Here is an 18,397-nt window from a genome sequence, read left to right on the forward strand (position 1 = left end):
CGGCGCCCTGGTGACCTGGTCCGCGGCGGAGTTCACCGGTGAGGCGACCGACGTGGTCACCTACACCGTCACCGCGACGGCCAACGACGGCACGACGGTCGGCACCAAGACCACCACGGGCCTGTCCGCGGTCTTCGACAACCTCGACGCGGACGCCGGGGACGTCACCTACACCTTCAAGGTGACCGGTAAGAACGCCTACGGCACCGGCCCGACCGCCACGTCGGGCGGCATCGTGCCGGCGGCCGTGACAGGCGGTACGGACGCGTACTCGACGGCCATGCAGGCCTACCACTTCGCCCGGGGCGGCCTCGTCCAGGGCAGCTATGTCGACGCCAACGACGCCGCCGCGAACAGCGCGTACGGCGCCCAGTTCGTCAACCGTCTCGCCAAGGACCAGGAAGCGCTGCTGCGGGAGCGGGTCGCGGGCTCCGAGGACGACTCGGACAACATCTCGCCCGATGCCACGTTCACCGATGTGCTGGCCATCCCGTCGGCCGACGGGACGAAGGTCACCCTGCGCGCGACGGTGCACACCTCGGACACCATCGTCACCGACGTCAGCACCGCCACCGCCGACCCGACCGAGCAGACCGGCCAGACCGAGATGCGTTACACCTTCTCCGCCGGTGCGGAGCCGGTACTGCTCTCCGTGGTCACCGCGGCCGCCAAGGAGGTGGTGGTGCGGCCGACCGGCGCCGCGTTGGACGACTTCGCCAACGCCGTCGAGGGAGACCTTCAGGCGGACGGCCTCGAACCCTCGGCGTTCGACGGCGACTCCACGGACGACGGCAGCGAGACCACCGCCACCACGGTCTCCTTCGACGCCCTTCAGGCCGGTACCTACCTGCGCACGGGAGCGGCCACCTGGGCCGTGACCAATTGGAACGCGCCGGCCATGTATGGCTCGGACTGCACCAACTTCGTCTCCCGGGTGATGCACTTGGGCGGTGACATCAGGATGAAGGGCTCCGGCGACGAGAACCACAAGAGCAAGGACTACTGGTGGCGCAAGCCGAGCAACTGGATCCACGAGGAGACCTGGACGTGGATCAACGCGGCTTACCTCAAGACGTTCATGGAGCGGCACATGCTGCACTCCAAGCGGAACACGAGCAACGCGTTCACCGGTGACATCATCCTCTACGACTGGAAGAACGACGGGAAGGTCGACCACGCCTCGATCATCAGCAAGATCAGCAACGGGAAGATCTATGTGACCCAGCACAACAAGAACTACAAGTACCGGGCCCTGTCGGCCCAGAAGGCCGCCGAGCCGAAGATGAAGATCTGGATCTACCGGCCCAAGCCGGAGTGGTACTGATGCGGCGGGGAGCCTGGGTGTGGATCGTCGCTGCGGAGGCGGTCCTGACCCTGCTCGTGGCCCGGACCCTGTGGACCTGGCATGACGACCCGTACGTCTTCCTCGCGGACGTTCCGTACATGGAGTGGTCCAGCGTCGGACTCGCGGTCTCGCTCCTGCTGACCCTGGCCCTCGTCTCGCGTGAGCAGTTGTGGCCCCGGCGGGTGGGCTGGTCGCTCACCGCGGCACGGCTGTGTCTGCTGCCGTGCCTCGCGCTGGCGTGGTACCCGGCGATGTCGCCGTACATCTCCCTCTGGTGAAGCACTACCGGTAGAAGCACCACCGGTAAAGGAAGCCGGGCCCGTATCCATGGGCCCGGCTTTTCCGACCTACTGCGTCAGGTCCAGTTCGGTCGCGATGACGATCTGGGCCTCGCCGGTCCACTGGAAGGAGGAGTTCCCGTCGTCGTCCACGGCGTCGACGATGAAGCAGGACTTCTCGCCGTCCGGGACGGTCTGGTACTCGTACGAGGTGGCCTCCGGGCCCACGTGGTAGCCCGGGTAGAGGGAGCAGATCCGCTGCTCCTCGTCCCCCCACAGCTCGCCCCTGCGCACGACGTAACTCGCCAGGTCGGGGGCCGGGTTGGCGTCCCAGGTCACATGGAAGCCGTACTCGGTCGGGGTGACGGTCACCCCGGTCACCGCGGGCGGCGGGGTGAGGTCCTTGCGCGTGCCGCTGACGGCGGCGGACAGCGCGGACTCGTTGCCGGCCGCGTCGAGGGAGGTCACCCGGTAGTGGTAGGTGCCGTCTTCGGCGGCCGAGGTGTCCACGTACGAGACCCCGGAGGCGCTCCCGACCCGCGTGTACGTCCCGTCCGCGGTGGCCGCCCTGTACACCCGGTACGACACGGCACCCTCGACAGCGCCCCAGCCGACCCGGAGTCCCTCCGGCTCGGAGACGGTGCTCAGCGAACCGGGCACGCCCGGCGCCGTCCGGTCGGCCGTGGTGACGGTCAGCGGAGCCGTCCCCGACGACGCGTTGCCGGCCTTGTCGTAGGCGCGGACGGAGTACTCGTAGGCGGCGCCGGTCACCGGGAGGGTGGAGTCCGTGTACGACGTCGAAGCCGTCGTCGCCAGCGGTGGGCCGGGGTACGAGCCGCCCTTGGCCCGCCGGTAGATCCGGAACCCCGCGAGGTCCATTTCCTTGTTCTTCGCCCAGGTCAGCTTGGCCTTGCCCGTGGCCGTGTCGTACGACACCGAAGTGCCCGTCGGGGGCAGCGGCTTCACCTTGTCGACGCTCGCCGAAGTACGGGGCTTATAGCCGAACTTGACCTTCGCGCTGCCGGTCCAGTTGACGTAGTCGATGCGCAGGGTGTGCTTGCCGGAGGGGATCGTCACGTTGACGGTCTTGGAGACGGTCGTCGAGACGTTCTTCCAGAGGTTGATCTTGCGGGCGTTGTCCGTACCCGGGTCGAGGTAGACGCGGATGCCGTCCAACCCCGAGGCATTGAGGCTGAAGGGGCCGCCTGAGCCGAAGTCCCGCGTCACGGTCCAGCGGACGCCGAAGTTGTTGCTCGGCAGGCCGGTGGCGGGGGCGCCGCTCCAGGTCTGGTCGATCGCGCTGTCGCAGTCCGTTTTCTTGGGGGTGCCCGAGAAGGTGGTGTTCGCGAAGAACTGGCGCTTGAAGACGGGGGATGCGCAACTCACGGCCGCGGAGGCCGGGGCGGCGGTGCTGAGCAGGCCGCCGGTGGTGACGAGCACGACCGCGGTCGCCGCCGCGGCGGTCCTGCGTCTGGCTGGGTTCATTCGGCCCTCTGGTCGGGATCGGAACGACAGAACGATGCTGCGGTGATCATGACTCGCGAGGAATGGCGTTGGTTGTACGGATCTTCGCCCACACAGTTACATGCGTCGAATGGAGGGTCCGTAAAGGGAGCTTGGAGAGGTATCTGCCAAGTCTTCACAAGCAAGCGGAGGGTGATGTTGTCATCTCGTTAAGTAGTTCCGCTTGACGCCGGTGGGCACGTACGCGTTGGCTTTTCAGTCACCTGGGTCGCAATGCTGCGCCCACGTCCAGAAGACACCAGAAGTGAGCCCCTTCATGCGTCGTACCGCCATAGCACTGGCCGCGTCCACGATGACCCTGTCGCTTGCCTCGTGCGGCGTGCTCAACGCGTCAGGGAACGCCAGTGACGCGAGCCCGACCAAGGGCAACGACATCACCCTGGGGCTGCTGCTGCCGGAGAAGGCGAACTCCCGGTACGAGAGCTTCGACTACCCGATCATCAAGAAGAAGGTCGAGTCCCTCACCAGGAACCAGGGCAAGGTCGAGTACGCCAACGCCGAGGCGAGCGCCGACAAGCAGGCGAGCCAGCTCCAGCAGATGATCGACGACAAGGTCGATGTGATCCTGCTGGACGCGGTGGACGCGCACCTCATCGCGGGCGGCGTGAAGAAGGCCAAGGAGGCCGGTATCCCGGTCATCGCCTACGACCGGCTGGCCGAGGGGCCGATCGACGCGTACATCTCCTTCGACAACTCACTGGTCGGCGAGGTCCAGGGCCGCTCCCTCGTCGAGGCGCTGGGCAACGGCGAGGACGCCACCAAGAAGATCGTCATGATGAACGGCTCGCCCACCGACCCCAACGCCAAGCAGTTCAAGGCGGGCGCGCTCGACGAGCTCACCGGCAAGGTGGTGATCGCCGAGTCCTACGACACCAAGGACTGGAAGCCGGAGAACGCCGAGGCCAACATGGAGGAGGCGATCGCCGCGATCGGCGTGGACAACATCGCCGGTGTCTACTCCGCCAACGACGGCATGGCAGGCGGCATCATCAAGGCCCTGAAGAACGCGGGCGTCACCGACATGCCGCCGATCACCGGCCAGGACGCCGAACTGGCCGCCGTGCAGCGGATCATCGGCGGCGAGCAGTTCATGAGCGTCTACAAGTCGTACCCGCAGGAAGCCGAGGCCGCCGCGGAGATGGCCGTCGCCAAGATCCAGGGCAAGGGCATCCAGTTCGACGCCCTCACCCGCGACAAGGTCGACAGCCCCACGGACAAGGACATCCCGGCCCAGCTCGTCCCCGTCGTCGCACTGACGAAGAACACCATCAAGGACACGGTCCTCGCCGACGACATCTACCAGCTGTCGGACATCTGCACCTCCAAGTACAAGTCCGCGTGCGCGGAGATCGGGCTGGACTAGGCGCTCCGCTGGACAGGCGGTTCGTCTTCCGCGGGCCGGAATGCCTCCGGCCCGCCCTCCCGTCCGTTCATCCCACCCGCGTGAACTCCACCGTCACCTCCGGCGGGCCGCCCGCCACGCCGCGGTAGATGCCCTTGTGCGGGGTCACGTCGTCGTAGTCGCGGCCCCGCCCGACCACGACATGGGACTCGTCGGCCCGGGTCCGGTTGGTGGGGTCGTAGCCGCACCAGTCGCCCGCCCAGTACTCGATCCAGGCGTGGCTCTGGCCGGCGACCGGGCGGTGCAACTCCGCGTCGCGTTCGGGGTGGAGGTAGCCGGAGACATAGCGCGTGGGAAGGCCGAGGCCCCTCAGGAGGGCGATCGTGACGTGGGCGATGTCCTGGCAGACGCCCGCGCCCTGCTCCCAGGCCTCCGCGGCGGACGTGTTCACGCCCGTGGTGCCGGGGAGGTAGGAGACCCGGTCGGCGACCAGCGCGGACACCGCGATCGCCGTCCGGTGCGGGTCGAGGCCGGCGGAAGCCTCCCTCGCCTTCGCCACGAGCTCCGCCGGGACCGTCGTACGCGCTGTTGCGTTCGCGAATTCGAGGAGGCGGGAGTCCGCCGTGCGTCCCGCGATCTCGGTCCACTCGGGCGCCTCGGGCAGGGCCTGCGGCGGGGCCGTCTCCACCAGGCTCGTCGCCGTGATCGTGAGGTCGGCGTGCGGGTCCATGAGGTCGAAGCCGGTCACCTGGGTGCCCCAGTAGTCCCAGTACGACCAGGTCGCCGTCGCCGGGGTGATGCTGACCCGGGCGTCCAGGGTGGTCTGGCCGGGCACCGTCAGCGGGGTCATCCGGACCTCGTTGTGGGACGAGGCGGCCGGCTGCGCGTACGAGACCTTCGTGATGTGCTTGATACGGAGGCGGCTGGTCATGCTCACGCCCCTTCCTGGGCCCACTCGACGGGCCCCTGGTACGGGAAGAACCGCTCCGCCACCGCCTCCGCGGAGGCCATGCAGGACTGCTGCAAGTCGCTCAGCAGCAGGGGCAGTTGCTCTTCCAGGGCATGGGAGTCCAGATACTCCAGGCGGGTGCGCATCCGGCCGATCGGGCGGCGCGCCGGGTCCTGGCGCGGGCGGCCCAGCGCCGTCAGGCACTCCTCGGCCGTCGTCAGCGCGTGCAGCGCCGAGCGCGGGAACGCCCGGTCCAGGAGCAGGAATTCGGCGACCCTCGGGCTGTCGCCGAAACCGCTGTACACACGCGCGTACGCCTCGTCCGCCCCGCTCGCGCTCAGCAGCGTCGGCCAGTCCGGCGCGTGGGCGGCGTCCAGCACGCGTACGGACAGCAGCCGTACGGTCATGTCCACCCGCTCAAGACTCCGGCCCAGCACGACGAAGCGCCAGCTGTCGTCCCGGCTCATGGTGGAGTCGGCGAGGCCGAAGAAGAGCGCGGCCCGGCTGCGGACCAGTTCGAGATAGGCGTAGGGGCCGGTACGGCGGGCAGCGCGCCGCTGTTCGCCGAGCGCGTGCCAGGTCGCGTTGAGGCACTCCCACATCTCGGAGGACACCGCCTCACGCGCGCTGCGCGCGTTCAGCCGGGCCGCGCCCAGCGCGCCCTCGATGGAGCAGGTCGAGTGGGCGTCGAACGCCAGCTGGTCGAGGACCTGTTGCATGTCCACGCGGGCGTCGCCCGCGTCGACGCCCAGGATCGCGTACAGCGACCGGCAGGCCACGTCCTCGTCGCGCCAGGGGTCCTCCAGCAGGCGGTGCAGATACGCGTCGAGGATGCGCCCGGTGGCGTCCGCCCGCTCGACATAGCGGCCGGTCCAGGTCAGCGCCTCGGCGATACGGGACAGGATCACGTCGTTCACTGCTGCTGCGCCCCTTCCTGTACGACGGTGGGGGAGCCGTCGGGTCCGAGCTGACGGGGTGCGACGCCCGGCGGGCCGGCGGTCGGCGCCGGTTCCGGACGGTCGGCGGGGCCCTCGGCCAGCACCCACGTGTCCTTGGAGCCGCCGCCCTGACTGGAGTTGACGATCAGGTTGCCCTCCTGGAGGGCGACCCGGGTGAGACCGCCGGGCAGCACCCAGACATCGTTGCCGTCGTTCACGGCGAAGGGGCGCAGATCGATGTGGCGGGGAGCCATCCGCTCGCCCGCGAGGGTGGGGGAGGTGGACAGCGCGACCGGCCGCTGGGCGATCCAGCCGCGGGGGTCGGCGGCGACGGCCTTCCGGGCCCGCTCCAGCGTCTTCCGGTCCGCCTTGGGCCCGATCACGATGCCCTGTCCGCCGGCCCCGTCGACCGGCTTCACGACCAGCTGGTCGATCTGGTCGAGGACCGCCTCCAACTGCCCTGGTTCTTCGGGCCGATAGGACTCCACATTGGGGAGAATCGGTTCCTCGCCGAGGTAGTAGCGGATGAGATCCGGGACGTACGTGTACAGCAGCTTGTCGTCCGCGATGCCGTTTCCCACGGCGTTCGCGAGTGTGACGTTGCCCGCCATGGCGGCGCTGAGGATGCCGGGGCAGCCGATCACCGAGTCGGGCCGGCAGTGCAGCGGATCGAGGAAGTCGTCGTCGAGCCGCCGGTATACGACATGGACGGGCACCTCCCCGCGCGTGGTCCGCATCCAGACCCGGTTGCCGCGGCACACCAGGTCGTGCCCCTCGACCAGCTGCACACCCATCAGCCGGGCGAGCAGGGCGTGTTCGAAGTAGGCGGCGTTGCTGGGCCCGGGCGTCAGGACGACGACCCGGGGATCGGCGGTACCGCCGGGCGCGGCGGCCCGCAGCGCGGCGAGGAGCCGCTGCGGGTACCCGTCCACCGGCAGCACATGCTGCTCCGTGAAGAGCGAGGGGAAGACCCGGGTCATCGCCCTGCGGTTCTCGATGACGTACGACACCCCGCTCGGGACCCGCACATTGTCCTCGAGCACCCGGAAGTCCCCGGCCTCGTCCCGTACGAGGTCGATGCCGGCGACATGGATGCGCACGCCCCCGGGTGGTTCGACCCCCTGGGCCGCCCGGTGGAAATGGGCCGAGTTCAGCAGCAGCCGCCAGGGCACGACGCCGTCCTCGAAGGCTCGGCAGTGTCCGTAGGCGTCGGCGAGATAGGCCTCCAGGGCCCGCACCCGCTGGCTCACCCCGCGTTGTATGAGATCCCATTCCAGGGCGTCGAGGATCCTCGGCACGAGGTCCAGCGGCCATGGTCGCTCCTCGCCCGCGAAGGCGTAGGTCACGCCCCGGTCGGTGAACGCCCGGGCCATCTGGTCCGCCCGGAACCGCAGTTCACTCGGCTCGATCGGCTGAAGCGCCGCCAGCACCGGCTCATAGGCGGTCCTGACCTCACCCGGCCGCACAAACATCTCGTCCCACGCATCGGCCAATGCGTATGCGTCAAATATGTCCGCCATGGAGGGACGTTAAGGGCGGTACGTAACACAACGATCACTTGGTGATTTCCGGCAGCTCACGTGGTGCTCGGGAACTCCTGTGCCGAGGCCGCCCATGTCTCTGCTGTGGTCAGAGTGGTGTGCTGCCGACCATGAGGATCTTGATCGACACCGCAGGGCCGTCAATCTCGTAAGTGGCCCGGTATACGCCGATGCGTAACCTTCGCAGGCTGGTGCTGCCGAGCTTGCTACTCGCGGCGGGCTCCGGGTCGTCGGCGAGCGCGTTGATCGCTTTGAGGAGCGGCTTCACGGCGTCGCCGTCACGGGTCCTGAGGCGCTTGAGGCCTTCGGAAGCGGCCCTTTCCCAGATGATGGTGTGGCTCAAGAGGCCCCCGCTCCGGAGATGAGCGCTTCGACCTCGGCCTGGGTGGACGTGGGACCGCCTGTGGCTCGTGCGTACAGGGATACGGCCACGTCTGCGAAGTCGATTGCTTGCTCGCGTGCGTCCTCGTCCGCTGCCGAGTCGGCGAGTGCCTGGGTCCACCAGTGGTTGAGGAATGCGTCGAAGCCGGCGGAGTCGGCCAAGACGCCCAGCTCCGTGTAGAAGTCGGCGCGGTGGTCAAGCCGCAGGGCAGCTCCGATTCCGTCGACGGTTCGCTGGACGACCTTGTCCGTGAAGCCGGTGACTTCCCGAGCCTCGGCAACGGCGCCCTGCCACTCGATCGCCATGTGCGTCTCCTTTCGCCGTGCGGCCAAGCTACCGCTGCGGCACCTTCGCAGGCGGCCGAGCAGACTACGCATCCGCAGCTCCCCGAATGTCCAGCTCTGCCCAAATCGTCTTGCCGACAGTGAGCTTCTCCACTGCCCAGCGGTCGGCGAGCATGCGGACGATGAGCAGGCCCCGGCCGAACTGGTCATCGGCGGCGGAGGGGCGGGAGTACGGGAGCCGTTCGCCTCGCGGGTCGGTCACGGCGACGCGCAGCGCAGCGCCCGTGAGGGACGTCTCCACTCGGAACAGGCGGTCCCGCAGACACCCGTGCACCAGGGCGTTGGTGCACAACTCGCTCGCGAGGAGTGCCGCGTCGTCGGCGGCGCCGGGGTGCCCCCAGTCCATGGCGAGTTGGGCGACGTGTCTGCGGGCGCGGGGGATGTTCTGCGGGTATGGCGTGTAGCTGGCGGTGTCGTAGCGGTCGTACGGCTTCGGGTTGCCGGGCGGGCATGAGCCAGTCACGGAGCACCTCCTTGTGCAATGCCGGGAGTTGGGGTGGCTCGCCAAATGCGGATGTGGTCCGCGCAGCTGGTGCACTTCCGCCAACTGGTGTCGCAGAGTGGGTGATTGAGTACCGACCGTAGCGCTCACGATGGCATGCCATCAAGTCGTTCGCCAGAAAGATGTAATCGAACGGGCTTGCTTGCAATAAGGTGCTAGGAACCGTGACCAACCCAGCGAGAGGGCAGACGGGATGACAGGCAGGGAGCGGGACCCTGACCGCGGCAAGATCGTGTCAACGGTGCTCGCGCGCAGACTGGGGGGTGAGTTGCTGCGCATGCGTGAGGCCTGCGGCATGCGGCAGCCCCATGCGGCGGAAGTGCTCTCAGCTTCTGTGTCCAAGGTCGCCAAGATGGAGCGAGGCGGGGTGCCCATGCGGGAGCCGGACATCCGTGCGCTGTGCCACCTGTATGGCGAGACCGACGACGCGGTGATCGGGCGGCTACTGGCGCTGGCGCGCACGGATCGGGAGAGGCGCAAAGCCCAGGGATGGTGGAATCAGTATCCGCAGCTTCCCGCGATGGTCGAGTACGTCGCGCTGGAGGACATCGCCACCAGCATCCGAACCTGGCAACTTTCCTTCATTCCCGGGTTGTTGCAGACGCCGGACTACGCGCGGTCTGTTGCGGTGGGCGCAGGTTCGTGGGAGGACCCGAGCGAGATCGAGCCTTTCGTAGAGGCGAGGCTGGCTCGCCAAGCCCGACTGCGGTCGGAACGCCCACTGGAGTTGTGGGCCGTGATCCATGAAGGTGCGCTGCGTCAGCTCGTCGGTGGCCGTGACGTGATGCGGCAACAGCTGGGGCATCTGCTCGAAATGGTTGCCTTGAACACGGTGAAGATCCAGGTGGTGCCGTTCCTGGCGGGCGCCAATCCCGGCATGATCGGGGCGTTCAGCATCGTCTCGTTCGCCGAGCCCGCGGCGTTGGACGTCGTACACATGGACGTACCTTCTTCTACCCTCTGGTTGGAGAGTGGGGAGGACGCCGCCCGTCATGGCGGGACCTTCGACCGCATCGCGCGGGTCGGGCTGGCGGAGCGCAACGCCGTCGATCTGATCGAGACCATTCGCAAGGAGTTGTAGGCCCGGTGACCGAGTTCGAGTTCGTCAAGTCCAGCTACAGCGGCGGAGACGCCGGCCAGGAGTGCGTCGAAGTCGCCCGCAACATACCCGGCACGGTCGCGGTCCGGGACTCCAAGGACCAGGACGGTCCGATACTCCGGCTCGCGGCGGAGGTATGGGCAGAGTTCGCCGCGTATCTGGGGAGGCGTTAGCGGGGGTGTCAAGCCTCGCCCGCCCCATCGACACCTGGTGGCAGGGGCGCCCGCGGCATCGACGTTCGGGGCGCTCGACGAGCTGGCCGCGTTCGAAGCGAGCGCTGGCGCGGACGAGGGCGACGAGGTGTGGTGCGTTCACCGCCCGCCACCGTTGTTGGGCGGACTCGATGAGCTTGAAGACCATGGCCAGGGCGGCGGTGCGGCAGCCTGCGCCTCGGGTGACCTTGGTCCGCAAGCGGACGGTGGAGAAGGTGGACTCCAGTGTTATCTCGAGCTCGTTCTCGATCGTTGGCTGTGACCTGGTTGTTCATGTCGTGGATGGTGTCCGTGACGCAGGTGTCGTGGGTGACACCGGCGTGTTCAGCAGGGCCCGATCGTTCCCGAACCGCGATGTGGTGAACGGTCCTCACGGTGGGCAGCAGCTCGCTGATCGCCGAGTGCGTGAGCGAGCCGGCGGCGAGGCCGCCGGTTCTCCTCGGCAAGTTGGCGGGTTCGCTCGTTGGCTGCTTCCAGCCGCGTGAGCAGGGGCTCTTCGGAGGCTCGTTGCCTTGCCGGGCGGAGCTGGCTGCGGGGCGGTGGTGCTGGCGGAGGCGTTCGATCTCGGCTCGCAGGTCGGGTTAGGTGTAGAGCCAAGTCCTGCCACTCATGCAGCGGGTGGGCGCTGACTTGAGGTTTCTCGGCGATATGTCCGTTGACCTGCGAAAACTCCTCTCCGTAGTCTTGCCGGTCAACGCCGTTTCCCAGGCTAATGTGCCCTGGATGTGCCCTCGGGGGCTGGTGTACCCCGGACGGCGTGTTGACCGTCGGAGAAGGTTACTGAACACCGAGGGCGCGTAGACCGAGGTCTGAAACGAGGGCGGTGTAGGCCGCCTCCGCACGACGGCCCTCTGGCGTTTCTGCCGGGGCGTGAGCGAGAAAGTCCCGGGTGGTTCCCGTAAACGTGATTTCGCCGCCGATGAGGACGCTGACGTGATCGGCTTCCTCGGCCAGATCCGCGACGTCGTGGGTCGACATCAGGATGTTCACGTCGTTGGAGAGTGAGGCAAGTACGTCGCGGAAAGTACGACGTTGTTGAGGGTCGAGGCCGGCGGTGGGTTCGTCCAATAGCAAGAGGTGGGAGTCGTGGACGAGCGCTGCCGCGAGACCCAGACGGCGTAGTTGTCCGCCGGACAGCTGGTTGGTCTTGATCTTGGCCTGTCCGGTGAGGTCGACTCGATCGAGCGCGGTGGACGCACGGTCCTGGGCAAGGGCGGTGCTCATGCCTTTGAGCCACCCCACGTAGGCGACGTATTCATGAGCAGTGAGCTGGGGAATGGGCTGGACATGCTGGGGAAGCCAGCTGACGTCCTCGCGGTATGAGCGCCTGGTGGAGGCCAGGCCACCGAGGGTGACGGTACCTCGGTTGGGCCGCAGGACACCGGAGGCAAGTTTCAGGAGAGTGGACTTGCCAGACCCATTGGGGCCGAGAAGGACGGTCAGACCGTCCGGCAATTCGTAGGAGAGGTCGGCCAGGACCGGCCTGGTCCAGCGGCGGTAGGCGTATGTCACATGGTCGATGATCAAGACTGCTCCGGGCGGGCGCACAGGTGGAGGACAAGACCAGCAGCCAGCGCAACTGCGGCGGCGAGTATGGCATTAGGGGCGGAAGCAGGCTCCGGAAGCACCGTCCACGGATCGGGGTCCGGCCAGGGGCGTCTGCTGAGAAAGACGACGAGGGCGATCCATATCACCGGGACCATTACCGCGGCCTGGCGAGCGAGAGGACGCGTCAGCAACATCAGCCCGGTGAGGAAGGCGGCGTTGCGTGTCACACACATCGCGGTGTCGGACTGGACGGCCAGCGCGGCGCACAGGCAGGCCAGGAGGGTCATCACAACGAGTGCGGCGTCACGGAGGGGAACGGCACGCACCGCAGAGGCTTCGAACGCGGCCAAACGTGATTCCAGGGACAGGGCGAAGCACGCGACTACGGGAATAGGCAGGAATACGACGAGAACGGCGGCTTGCGCGCCGGAGAACAGCGACGGAAGCACGATCTGCTGGTCCCCGACCAGAGCCCCGAGCAGCGTCGAAGTAGTGGCTCCGGCTACAACAAGCGTGTGGACACGGCGAGTCCTGATCCACCACCTCATCGAGCACACGCAGTTTCTACAGCTTGGGTGAACCACGCAGCCTGCACGGCAGGCTTCTTGGACAGCACCTTTTTCAATTCACCATCCACATCACCTGGTTCTCCCTGCCGGTCGATGCTGGCGCGCAATTTCTGCCAGGAGGCATCGGTACCGGTGAGATGCGCGGTCCAGGCGATGATGACACGACGCAGGAACGGATCGGGCTTGGAGCAGTCCATGCCGGTAGCGGCGAGAGCGACAGCGAAGCGGAGATCGTTGTGTTCGGCCGCGAGTGACAGGGGGACCCGCCATGTTGAGGCCGTTGAAGGGGAGGAGAAGCGTCCCTCCGGAAGTGTGTCGATGACTTGCTCGGGTCTGCGAGGAAGGCCGGCGCGGCGGAAGTCCTGTAGCACGCCGCTGACCGCCACAGTGGCGGCGGTCAGATCACGTGAGGTCACTGACGGCATGCAGACACTTACCGTCCCGCTTGCCTTGCACGTCATGGCGGCGGCGTAGTTCTTGAGAGGCGGGTTGTAGCTGTAGTCCTTTACAGCCTCGTACGTGCCGACTGTCCCACCCAAAGCCACAGCAACTGCAGTGAGGTAGACGACGGCCAGACGACGGGTGGGGACCCATAGCAAGGCGACGGCCAGCGCTACGCTGCCGGTGAAAGCGACGTGTGGCCACAGGCCCGCGAAGACGGGGGCTTCGCCGAACTCAAGTGGCTCGTAGTGCTGACCGGACACATGCCTCACCCAAGGTTCGTCCACGGTGATGGTGAACGCCACAGCGACCCATGTTCCGATGGCGATCACTGGGGCGGCGACGATACGCGGGACGTGAAGGCCGACGGCGAATCCGATCACAGCGTGTTCCACGCTCACGACCATCCCGACCGCGAGGGGCGAAACGCTGTCCCATGTCGGCCACACTCCCGCCCGCATCAGTGCCAGAGCGGGGGGAATGATGAGAGTGAGCCAGGCCAGGCCGACGACCGGCAGGAGAGAGTGGGCGGCGATCCGGTAGCGGGAGCGCGTGTAGTTCATCTCCCACACGCGTGCCTGACGCAGCGTTCCCGACACCCACACGCCAAGCGCGGAAGCGACGGCGTAGGCGAACGGGTAGGTGTACATCAAGGGGTACGAAGTGATGGTCGGCGCATACCCGTAGTTGTCTGCCGGGGGCTGACCGGGCCCGCCGAGGTAGTAAAGCAGCGGCAGCCCGATGGCGATGGGCGCGGCCCATACGGCAGGTGAGGTCCGGATCAGGGTTGCAAGTCTCACGCGTGCTCTCTCAGTGGGGCTGCGGGGCACCCGTTCCTGCTGGTCGGGTGCCCCGCAGCTTGTCAGTCCGCTGCGGTGTTGTCGACGAAGACGACTTCAACGCTCACCTCCGACGAGCCGCCGATGCCGGCGATGTCGAAGTAGAAACGGCCATCGGGCAAGCCGGTCCACTCGCCGTGGCTCTGGGCCATGTAGCCGTCGAAGCACTTGGTGAAGGTCTTCGTGTCGTAGTCGTCGTTCGGCCATAGCTCCCGGTAACGGTGCATCTGGACCTTGACGTTGTACGGGTCACTGGGCCCGGAGCAGTTCCGGAAGATCACCTCGGAGTATTTCTCATCGCTCCAGGTGCGGGACTTGAAGCCCACGGGGGCCTCGAAGAGATAGCTGTCCCACAGGGAGTCCTCTGCGGATGCCGTGGTCACGGACAGACCGGTGATGACCGCAGTCAGAGTGGCGACGATGGCTCCGCGTCTGGTACGCGGGCGGCATATAGCACGCACTGGCTCAACCTCTATCCGGGTATTGGGTGTTGGTGCGGGGGTCGGTAGCGTGGGGACGGAGGGCGCACTCGGCCCAGGGATTGGCCGATTGACCATCCCTACGTACGGGCTAGTTGGGCGAGATGCGCCTGTCGGGCGGGCTAGTCTCCGTCGATGAGTTTCTTGACCTCGGTGGGTAGGTCGTTGTCGGGATTGACGGCAACGAAGATGGCCTCGCTGGGCGTTTCACCCACCGCGAGAGCAATGTCGGGATCGAGGCCCCGTACTGCGTAGGCAGTTGATGTAGTGGGGCTTTCCTTGGGACCTTCGTTCGTGTCGTCGCAGGCCGGGAGAGTGACGGTGCCGAGTTTCTCGCCGACCTCGAATCGGACGTTGGCCACGTCGCCGTAGGTGTGGCCCTCGTACACCACGCGATAGTCGCAGGACGCCGACTCGTCGCCGTCGTCCGAGCCGGAGGAACCGCATCCGGTCACCGCTGCGACTGCGGCTACTGCCATCAGGATCCGTACGGGAATTGCACGACCGGTCACGGCTGCACCTTCCTAGTAGAGGCTCCGAAGGCCGAGCACGTCTCCCTTGCCCAGGGTTCGGGCGGTGGTCTGACACTTGAACGAGTTGGTGTACATGGTCAGGTTCTCGTGACCTGAGCCGACATGGCCCAAGCCGAAGACGTGACCGGCCTCATGAGTAGCGACGGAGCGGAGGTCGAATTTGTTCGAGCAGTTGCTCCTCACGACGTTGGTGAAGTCCTTGTCGTGGGTGTTGAAACGGACATCGGCCTCGCGAAGGTCGTTTGCTGCCCCGGGGTAGACCCAGTGCCACGAGCAGGTGTAGGCGACGTGAGAATCCTTGAGATCGCCCGCGTCCCAGACGCTGATCCCATCGTTGTCACCGCAGCCGGAGCTGCTGTTGATGCTGGCCTCTCGGCTCGTCTCGGAGAGGAAGTTGGTCTTCGCGCCGACCTGATCGGAGTAGCCGCAGTTGTTGTAGCTGTCGGTGATGTTGTCGATAGCGTCGTAGATGGCCCACTTGGCATCGGTCCGGGACAGCCCCGCGGGCATACCGCCGTCGCCGATGTACCAGTTGTAGGTGCCGTATTCCTTGAGGTCCTTCTTCGTATAGGCTCCGTCGCTGCAGGGGGCGGATGAGCTGAGGGCTTCGACCTCTTCCATCAGCGGGCTGGTGTCGTCCGCCGGGTCGACTGCCTCGGCGCCGGTGTCCGCTTCTGCTTCGGAGGCATCGCCCTCGGGGTCAGCAATGATGGGGTCTGGGATATCCCAGCCGTCTGCCACGCTCTCGCCGCTCTCGCCGACTTCGTGGCCGAGGTTGTAGGAGAGGGTGCCGTCCTTGGCGACATCGACACCGAACTCGACGGTTCCCCCGTCGTCCGTCAGGGCCTCACCCAGTACGCCGACCCCGGGCTCCGGAATGGTGACGGAGAGTCCTTCGTGCGTGACTACACGTCCGACGGCGCTGCACTTGATTGCGGACGATCCGTCCGGCAGGTCACTGACGGTCAGTACGCCTTCGTCCAGCACGCAGCTGTTGTCCAGCGCCACCGCCTGCGAAGTTGCGGACAGCGTTGACAGACAGGCGATGAGTGCGAACGCAGCTCCTGCGAACCGCTGGCCTGTACTGCGTCTCTTTCTGCCCGTTCCTATTCGCCCGATCATGGGCGGCCCTCCCCTGGTCAGTGAGTTCTGGACTTGCGCAGCTCATCTATCCGTGTCGACAGAAGGCTGGCGCGGGCTTCCCGCCGGTCACCGGCTCAGGTCCGGTGAGTCCATGTATGGCCGCCAACATCCTTGGTGGTTGCCGGAGTTACCCCTTCTGGTGTTTTGCTGCAGGGCGCGCGGCAGCTTATGAAGCCTTTGTCCGCTCCCACTTGATCAACCATGCGTGGCATGGGCGCGTCGAGATAAGCCTCATGATGTGCACATGCCTGATGCTGAGGGGGGATAAAAACGTACACATAGTGCATTTGGGGTGCGGCATCGGGCTGGAAACTGTGTGGACGGGTAGCGGCATTGGACCTGGGCTGTGTTGCGGTAGCGAGGCCCTCCGCGCATAGTTGCGCTGCGGAAGACCGAGAACCGGGGGTGGGATGGGCGATGGCCGGGCACGCGACGGACGAGCATCCACACGGTGCTGACCGACTGTGCGGGGCCGGGGATCGCGTGTATTCCCGGGCCGTACGGCGGGGCCGCGTGCGACGTCAGGACGCGGAGCCGGTGCCGTGCCTGCTTGAGCTGGCCCTGCTGCACCCCGACCCCGACGACATGGACTGGCTGGTCCCCACCTCCCCGCAGGAGGTCATGACCCGGCTGCTGCGCGGGGTGTATGACGAAGTCAGCGCGAGCCAGCGGCGGGTCGGGTCGGTCGTCGCGGCCGTCGAACGGTTCGCCGGGCTCGGTCCGCGACTGTCGTCGGCGTCCGTCGAGGGCACCTCGCTCCGTGTCCTCGACGGCCTCTCCCGTATCCAGGCCGCCATGGACGAGGCGACCGAGGCGTGTACGACGGAGGTGCTGACCGTGCAGCCGGGCGGCATCCGCCCCGAGCACGAGCTGACGGAGGGCCTCCACCGCGCGCTCGCCCTGCGCGGCCGGGGCGTGCACATGCGGGACCTGTACACACACGTGGCGCGCCACGGCCAGGGCCTGCGGAACTACCTGGAGTTGATGGGCGACGCGGTCGAGGCGAGGACCCTCGACGAGGTCATCGACCGGCTGATCCTCTTCGACCGCACGGTGGCCTTCATCCCGGCGAACACGGACCGCACCCTCGCCCTGGAACTGCGCCATCCGGCGCTCGTCGGCTATCTGGTGACGGTCTTCGAACGCCTCTGGCGCCTGGCGATCCCCTTGACGGCACCGCTTCCGGACACCGGCATCGAGGGCATCTCACACCGGGAGCAGTCCATCGCGGCCCTGCTGGCGGAGGGCCACCAGGACGCGGTGATCGCGGAGCGGCTGGGGATAAGCGTCCGTACGTGCCGTGCCCACATCGCGCGTCTGTCGGAAACCCTGGGCGCGGCCAGCCGTACGCAGTTGGGCGTCCGCATCGCCCAGGTTGGCCTCAACGGCCCGCCCCACTCCCTCACCCTTCCGGGTCAAGAATCCCCGACTGTCCGATGAGATAGCCCAGTTGGGCGCGGCTTTCGCTGCCGAGGGTGGCGGCGAGTTTGGCGATGTGTACGCGGGCGGTGCGGATGTTCATGCCGAGGCGGTTGGCGATGACGGCGTCGGTGTGGCCTTCGATGAGGAGGCTTGCGATGGCTTGTTGGCGGGGGGTGATGCCGTTGAGGGTGGGGCGTTGGACTGCTTCGGGGTACATGGGGGTGGCGAGGCGCCAGAGGCGGTCGAAGGTGGTGGCCAGGTAGGAGACGATCGCGGGGTGGCGGATCTCCAGGGCGGCGGTGCCGTCGGGGTTGGCGGGGATGAAGGCGACGGTGCGGTCAACCATGATCAGGCGGTCGGTGAGCTCGTCGAGGGATCGCGCCTCGGCATCGCCCCGGAGCTGTTCGTAGCGAGCCAGGACGAGGGGCACGTGGCGGAGGGTGTGCTGGTAGAGGGTGCGGATGCGGCCGCCGCGGTCGAGCAGGGCCTGGTCGCGGGCGAATGCCACGGCCTGGGCTGTCTCGCCGCGTCGGTCGGAGTAGTGGGTGTTGGGCTGGACGCAGAGGACTTCGCGGGCTGCGTCGGCCATGGCCTGGCTGATGGCTCGGTTGATCTGTTCCGTGCCGCCGAGGGCTGTGACCGTCGGGGTGTCCGCCGCCGTACTGCCGTTGTCGATCTGCATGAGCGGTCCCAACGCTTCGGCCAGCTGGGACTCGCGTCGTCGCTCGTCCGCGATGCGCTCCGCAGAGGTACGCAGGAGCCGGTGCAAGGTGATGGCCGGCGGGACGGGACGCAGTCGGTGTGAGTCCTCCAGGTCCGGATGCAGCAGCCCGGCGTTGACGGCACAGGGCAGGTCTGCTGCATCCGCTGCCGGTATGTCGCCCTCTTGCAGCGCACGGGTGTACAGGCTCAGGGACTGCTCGCAGATCTCCTCCGCACCGTGGGTGTGCGCGTCTCTCGTCACGTG

Annotated in this window: 20 protein-coding genes and 1 pseudogene; 6 read left to right on the plus strand and 15 right to left on the minus strand. The window is 67.1% G+C overall.

The annotated features are described in order from the left end of the window. Positions 1-607 precede the first annotated feature (607 nt). Both ACIHFB_RS22995 and ACIHFB_RS23000 read left to right on the plus strand, forming a co-directional pair. On the plus strand, positions 608-1,324 hold the full coding sequence (locus tag ACIHFB_RS22995) for an amidase domain-containing protein (RefSeq protein WP_365273409.1): 717 nt from the start codon (positions 608-610) through the stop codon (positions 1,322-1,324). A gap of 17 nt (positions 1,325-1,341) precedes the next feature. Next, the gene (locus ACIHFB_RS23000; RefSeq protein WP_365272502.1) at positions 1,342-1,623 is read left to right on the plus strand and encodes a hypothetical protein; all 282 of its coding nucleotides are present in this window, start codon (positions 1,342-1,344) and stop codon (positions 1,621-1,623) included. A gap of 69 nt (positions 1,624-1,692) precedes the next feature. On the opposite strand, the gene ACIHFB_RS23005 is transcribed toward ACIHFB_RS23000, so the two are convergent. Further along, the gene (locus ACIHFB_RS23005) at positions 1,693-3,108 is read right to left on the minus strand and encodes a cellulose 1,4-beta-cellobiosidase (protein ID WP_365272504.1); all 1,416 of its coding nucleotides are present in this window, start codon (positions 3,106-3,108) and stop codon (positions 1,693-1,695) included. A gap of 295 nt (positions 3,109-3,403) precedes the next feature. Here ACIHFB_RS23005 and ACIHFB_RS23010 point away from each other — a divergent pair, with 295 nt between their 5' ends. Next, a complete protein-coding gene (locus tag ACIHFB_RS23010; protein ID WP_365272507.1) occupies positions 3,404-4,510 on the plus strand; it encodes a substrate-binding domain-containing protein in 1,107 nt (368 codons plus the stop codon). A gap of 67 nt (positions 4,511-4,577) precedes the next feature. Here ACIHFB_RS23010 and ACIHFB_RS23015 read toward each other — a convergent pair whose 3' ends face one another. The 6 genes from ACIHFB_RS23015 to ACIHFB_RS23040 form a co-directional block, all read right to left on the minus strand. Continuing rightward, the gene (locus ACIHFB_RS23015; RefSeq protein WP_365272510.1) at positions 4,578-5,420 is read right to left on the minus strand and encodes a transglutaminase family protein; all 843 of its coding nucleotides are present in this window, start codon (positions 5,418-5,420) and stop codon (positions 4,578-4,580) included. Between the two features lie 2 nt (positions 5,421-5,422). Then, positions 5,423-6,355, minus strand: coding sequence for an alpha-E domain-containing protein (locus ACIHFB_RS23020; protein ID WP_365272512.1), 933 nt, complete (start codon positions 6,353-6,355; stop codon positions 5,423-5,425). Continuing rightward, the gene (locus ACIHFB_RS23025) at positions 6,352-7,896 is read right to left on the minus strand and encodes a circularly permuted type 2 ATP-grasp protein (protein ID WP_365272515.1); all 1,545 of its coding nucleotides are present in this window, start codon (positions 7,894-7,896) and stop codon (positions 6,352-6,354) included. Before ACIHFB_RS23025 ends, ACIHFB_RS23020 begins: the two co-directional genes overlap by 4 nt. Positions 7,897-8,005: 109 nt before the next feature. Continuing rightward, positions 8,006-8,260, minus strand: a complete 255-nt coding sequence (locus tag ACIHFB_RS23030) for a type II toxin-antitoxin system RelE/ParE family toxin (RefSeq protein WP_400127756.1) — start codon at positions 8,258-8,260, stop codon at positions 8,006-8,008. Continuing rightward, positions 8,257-8,604 carry a hypothetical protein gene (locus ACIHFB_RS23035; RefSeq protein WP_400127758.1) on the minus strand — a complete coding sequence of 116 codons (348 nt, stop codon included), beginning with the start codon at positions 8,602-8,604 and terminating at the stop codon, positions 8,257-8,259. The genes ACIHFB_RS23030 and ACIHFB_RS23035 overlap by 4 nt, the downstream gene beginning before the upstream one ends. Before the next feature lie 64 nt (positions 8,605-8,668). Continuing rightward, positions 8,669-9,106: an ATP-binding protein gene (locus ACIHFB_RS23040; RefSeq protein ID WP_400127759.1), complete on the minus strand. Its 438-nt coding sequence runs from the start codon at positions 9,104-9,106 to the stop codon at positions 8,669-8,671. Between the two features lie 232 nt (positions 9,107-9,338). Between ACIHFB_RS23040 and ACIHFB_RS23045 the strand changes: the two genes are divergently transcribed. After that, on the plus strand, positions 9,339-10,226 hold the full coding sequence (locus ACIHFB_RS23045; RefSeq protein WP_400127760.1) for a helix-turn-helix domain-containing protein: 888 nt from the start codon (positions 9,339-9,341) through the stop codon (positions 10,224-10,226). A gap of 5 nt (positions 10,227-10,231) precedes the next feature. Then, on the plus strand, positions 10,232-10,417 hold the full coding sequence (locus tag ACIHFB_RS23050; protein WP_400127761.1) for a DUF397 domain-containing protein: 186 nt from the start codon (positions 10,232-10,234) through the stop codon (positions 10,415-10,417). 67 nt (positions 10,418-10,484) lie between these two features. On the opposite strand, the pseudogene ACIHFB_RS23055 reads toward ACIHFB_RS23050, so the two are convergent. The 7 genes and pseudogenes from ACIHFB_RS23055 to ACIHFB_RS23085 all read right to left on the minus strand — a co-directional run. Then, positions 10,485-10,682, minus strand: a pseudogene (locus tag ACIHFB_RS23055) (IS256 family transposase); the annotation flags it as partial. A gap of 551 nt (positions 10,683-11,233) precedes the next feature. Beyond that, positions 11,234-11,983: an ABC transporter ATP-binding protein gene (locus ACIHFB_RS23060; RefSeq protein WP_400127762.1), complete on the minus strand. Its 750-nt coding sequence runs from the start codon at positions 11,981-11,983 to the stop codon at positions 11,234-11,236. Further along, positions 11,980-12,453, minus strand: coding sequence for a hypothetical protein (locus tag ACIHFB_RS23065; protein WP_400127763.1), 474 nt, complete (start codon positions 12,451-12,453; stop codon positions 11,980-11,982). Before ACIHFB_RS23065 ends, ACIHFB_RS23060 begins: the two co-directional genes overlap by 4 nt. A 95-nt stretch (positions 12,454-12,548) precedes the next feature. Continuing rightward, positions 12,549-13,814, minus strand: a complete 1,266-nt coding sequence (locus ACIHFB_RS23070; RefSeq protein WP_400127764.1) for a hypothetical protein — start codon at positions 13,812-13,814, stop codon at positions 12,549-12,551. 62 nt (positions 13,815-13,876) lie between these two features. Next, positions 13,877-14,236, minus strand: a complete 360-nt coding sequence (locus tag ACIHFB_RS23075; RefSeq protein ID WP_400127765.1) for a hypothetical protein — start codon at positions 14,234-14,236, stop codon at positions 13,877-13,879. A 218-nt stretch (positions 14,237-14,454) separates the two neighbouring features. Beyond that, on the minus strand, positions 14,455-14,844 hold the full coding sequence (locus ACIHFB_RS23080; protein WP_400127766.1) for a DUF6281 family protein: 390 nt from the start codon (positions 14,842-14,844) through the stop codon (positions 14,455-14,457). 12 nt (positions 14,845-14,856) lie between these two features. Then, positions 14,857-15,873: a matrixin family metalloprotease gene (locus tag ACIHFB_RS23085; RefSeq protein WP_400127767.1), complete on the minus strand. Its 1,017-nt coding sequence runs from the start codon at positions 15,871-15,873 to the stop codon at positions 14,857-14,859. A gap of 552 nt (positions 15,874-16,425) precedes the next feature. Between ACIHFB_RS23085 and ACIHFB_RS23090 the strand changes: the two genes are divergently transcribed. After that, positions 16,426-17,448: a helix-turn-helix transcriptional regulator gene (locus ACIHFB_RS23090; protein WP_365272539.1), complete on the plus strand. Its 1,023-nt coding sequence runs from the start codon at positions 16,426-16,428 to the stop codon at positions 17,446-17,448. On the opposite strand, the gene ACIHFB_RS23095 is transcribed toward ACIHFB_RS23090, so the two are convergent. Further along, on the minus strand, positions 17,411-18,394 hold the full coding sequence (locus ACIHFB_RS23095) for a helix-turn-helix transcriptional regulator (protein WP_400127768.1): 984 nt from the start codon (positions 18,392-18,394) through the stop codon (positions 17,411-17,413). The genes ACIHFB_RS23090 and ACIHFB_RS23095 overlap by 38 nt on opposite strands. Positions 18,395-18,397 lie beyond the last annotated feature (3 nt).

It is taken from the genome of Streptomyces sp. NPDC051963 (assembly GCF_044593495.1).
Lineage (GTDB): Bacteria > Actinomycetota > Actinomycetes > Streptomycetales > Streptomycetaceae > Streptomyces.

Bases quoted from the DNA above. Each gene is read 5' to 3' on its own strand.
- ACIHFB_RS22995 (WP_365273409.1), top strand. From the start codon at position 608: ATGCGTTACACCTTCTCCGCCGGTGCGGAGCCGGTACTGCTCTCCGTG.
- ACIHFB_RS23005 (WP_365272504.1), bottom strand. From the start codon at position 3,108: ATGAACCCAGCCAGACGCAGGACCGCCGCGGCGGCGACCGCGGTCGTG.
- ACIHFB_RS23010 (WP_365272507.1), top strand. From the start codon at position 3,404: ATGCGTCGTACCGCCATAGCACTGGCCGCGTCCACGATGACCCTGTCG.
- ACIHFB_RS23015 (WP_365272510.1), bottom strand. From the start codon at position 5,420: ATGACCAGCCGCCTCCGTATCAAGCACATCACGAAGGTCTCGTACGCG.
- ACIHFB_RS23025 (WP_365272515.1), bottom strand. From the start codon at position 7,896: ATGGCGGACATATTTGACGCATACGCATTGGCCGATGCGTGGGACGAG.
- ACIHFB_RS23035 (WP_400127758.1), bottom strand. From the start codon at position 8,604: ATGGCGATCGAGTGGCAGGGCGCCGTTGCCGAGGCTCGGGAAGTCACC.
- ACIHFB_RS23045 (WP_400127760.1), top strand. From the start codon at position 9,339: ATGACAGGCAGGGAGCGGGACCCTGACCGCGGCAAGATCGTGTCAACG.
- ACIHFB_RS23090 (WP_365272539.1), top strand. From the start codon at position 16,426: ATGGCCGGGCACGCGACGGACGAGCATCCACACGGTGCTGACCGACTG.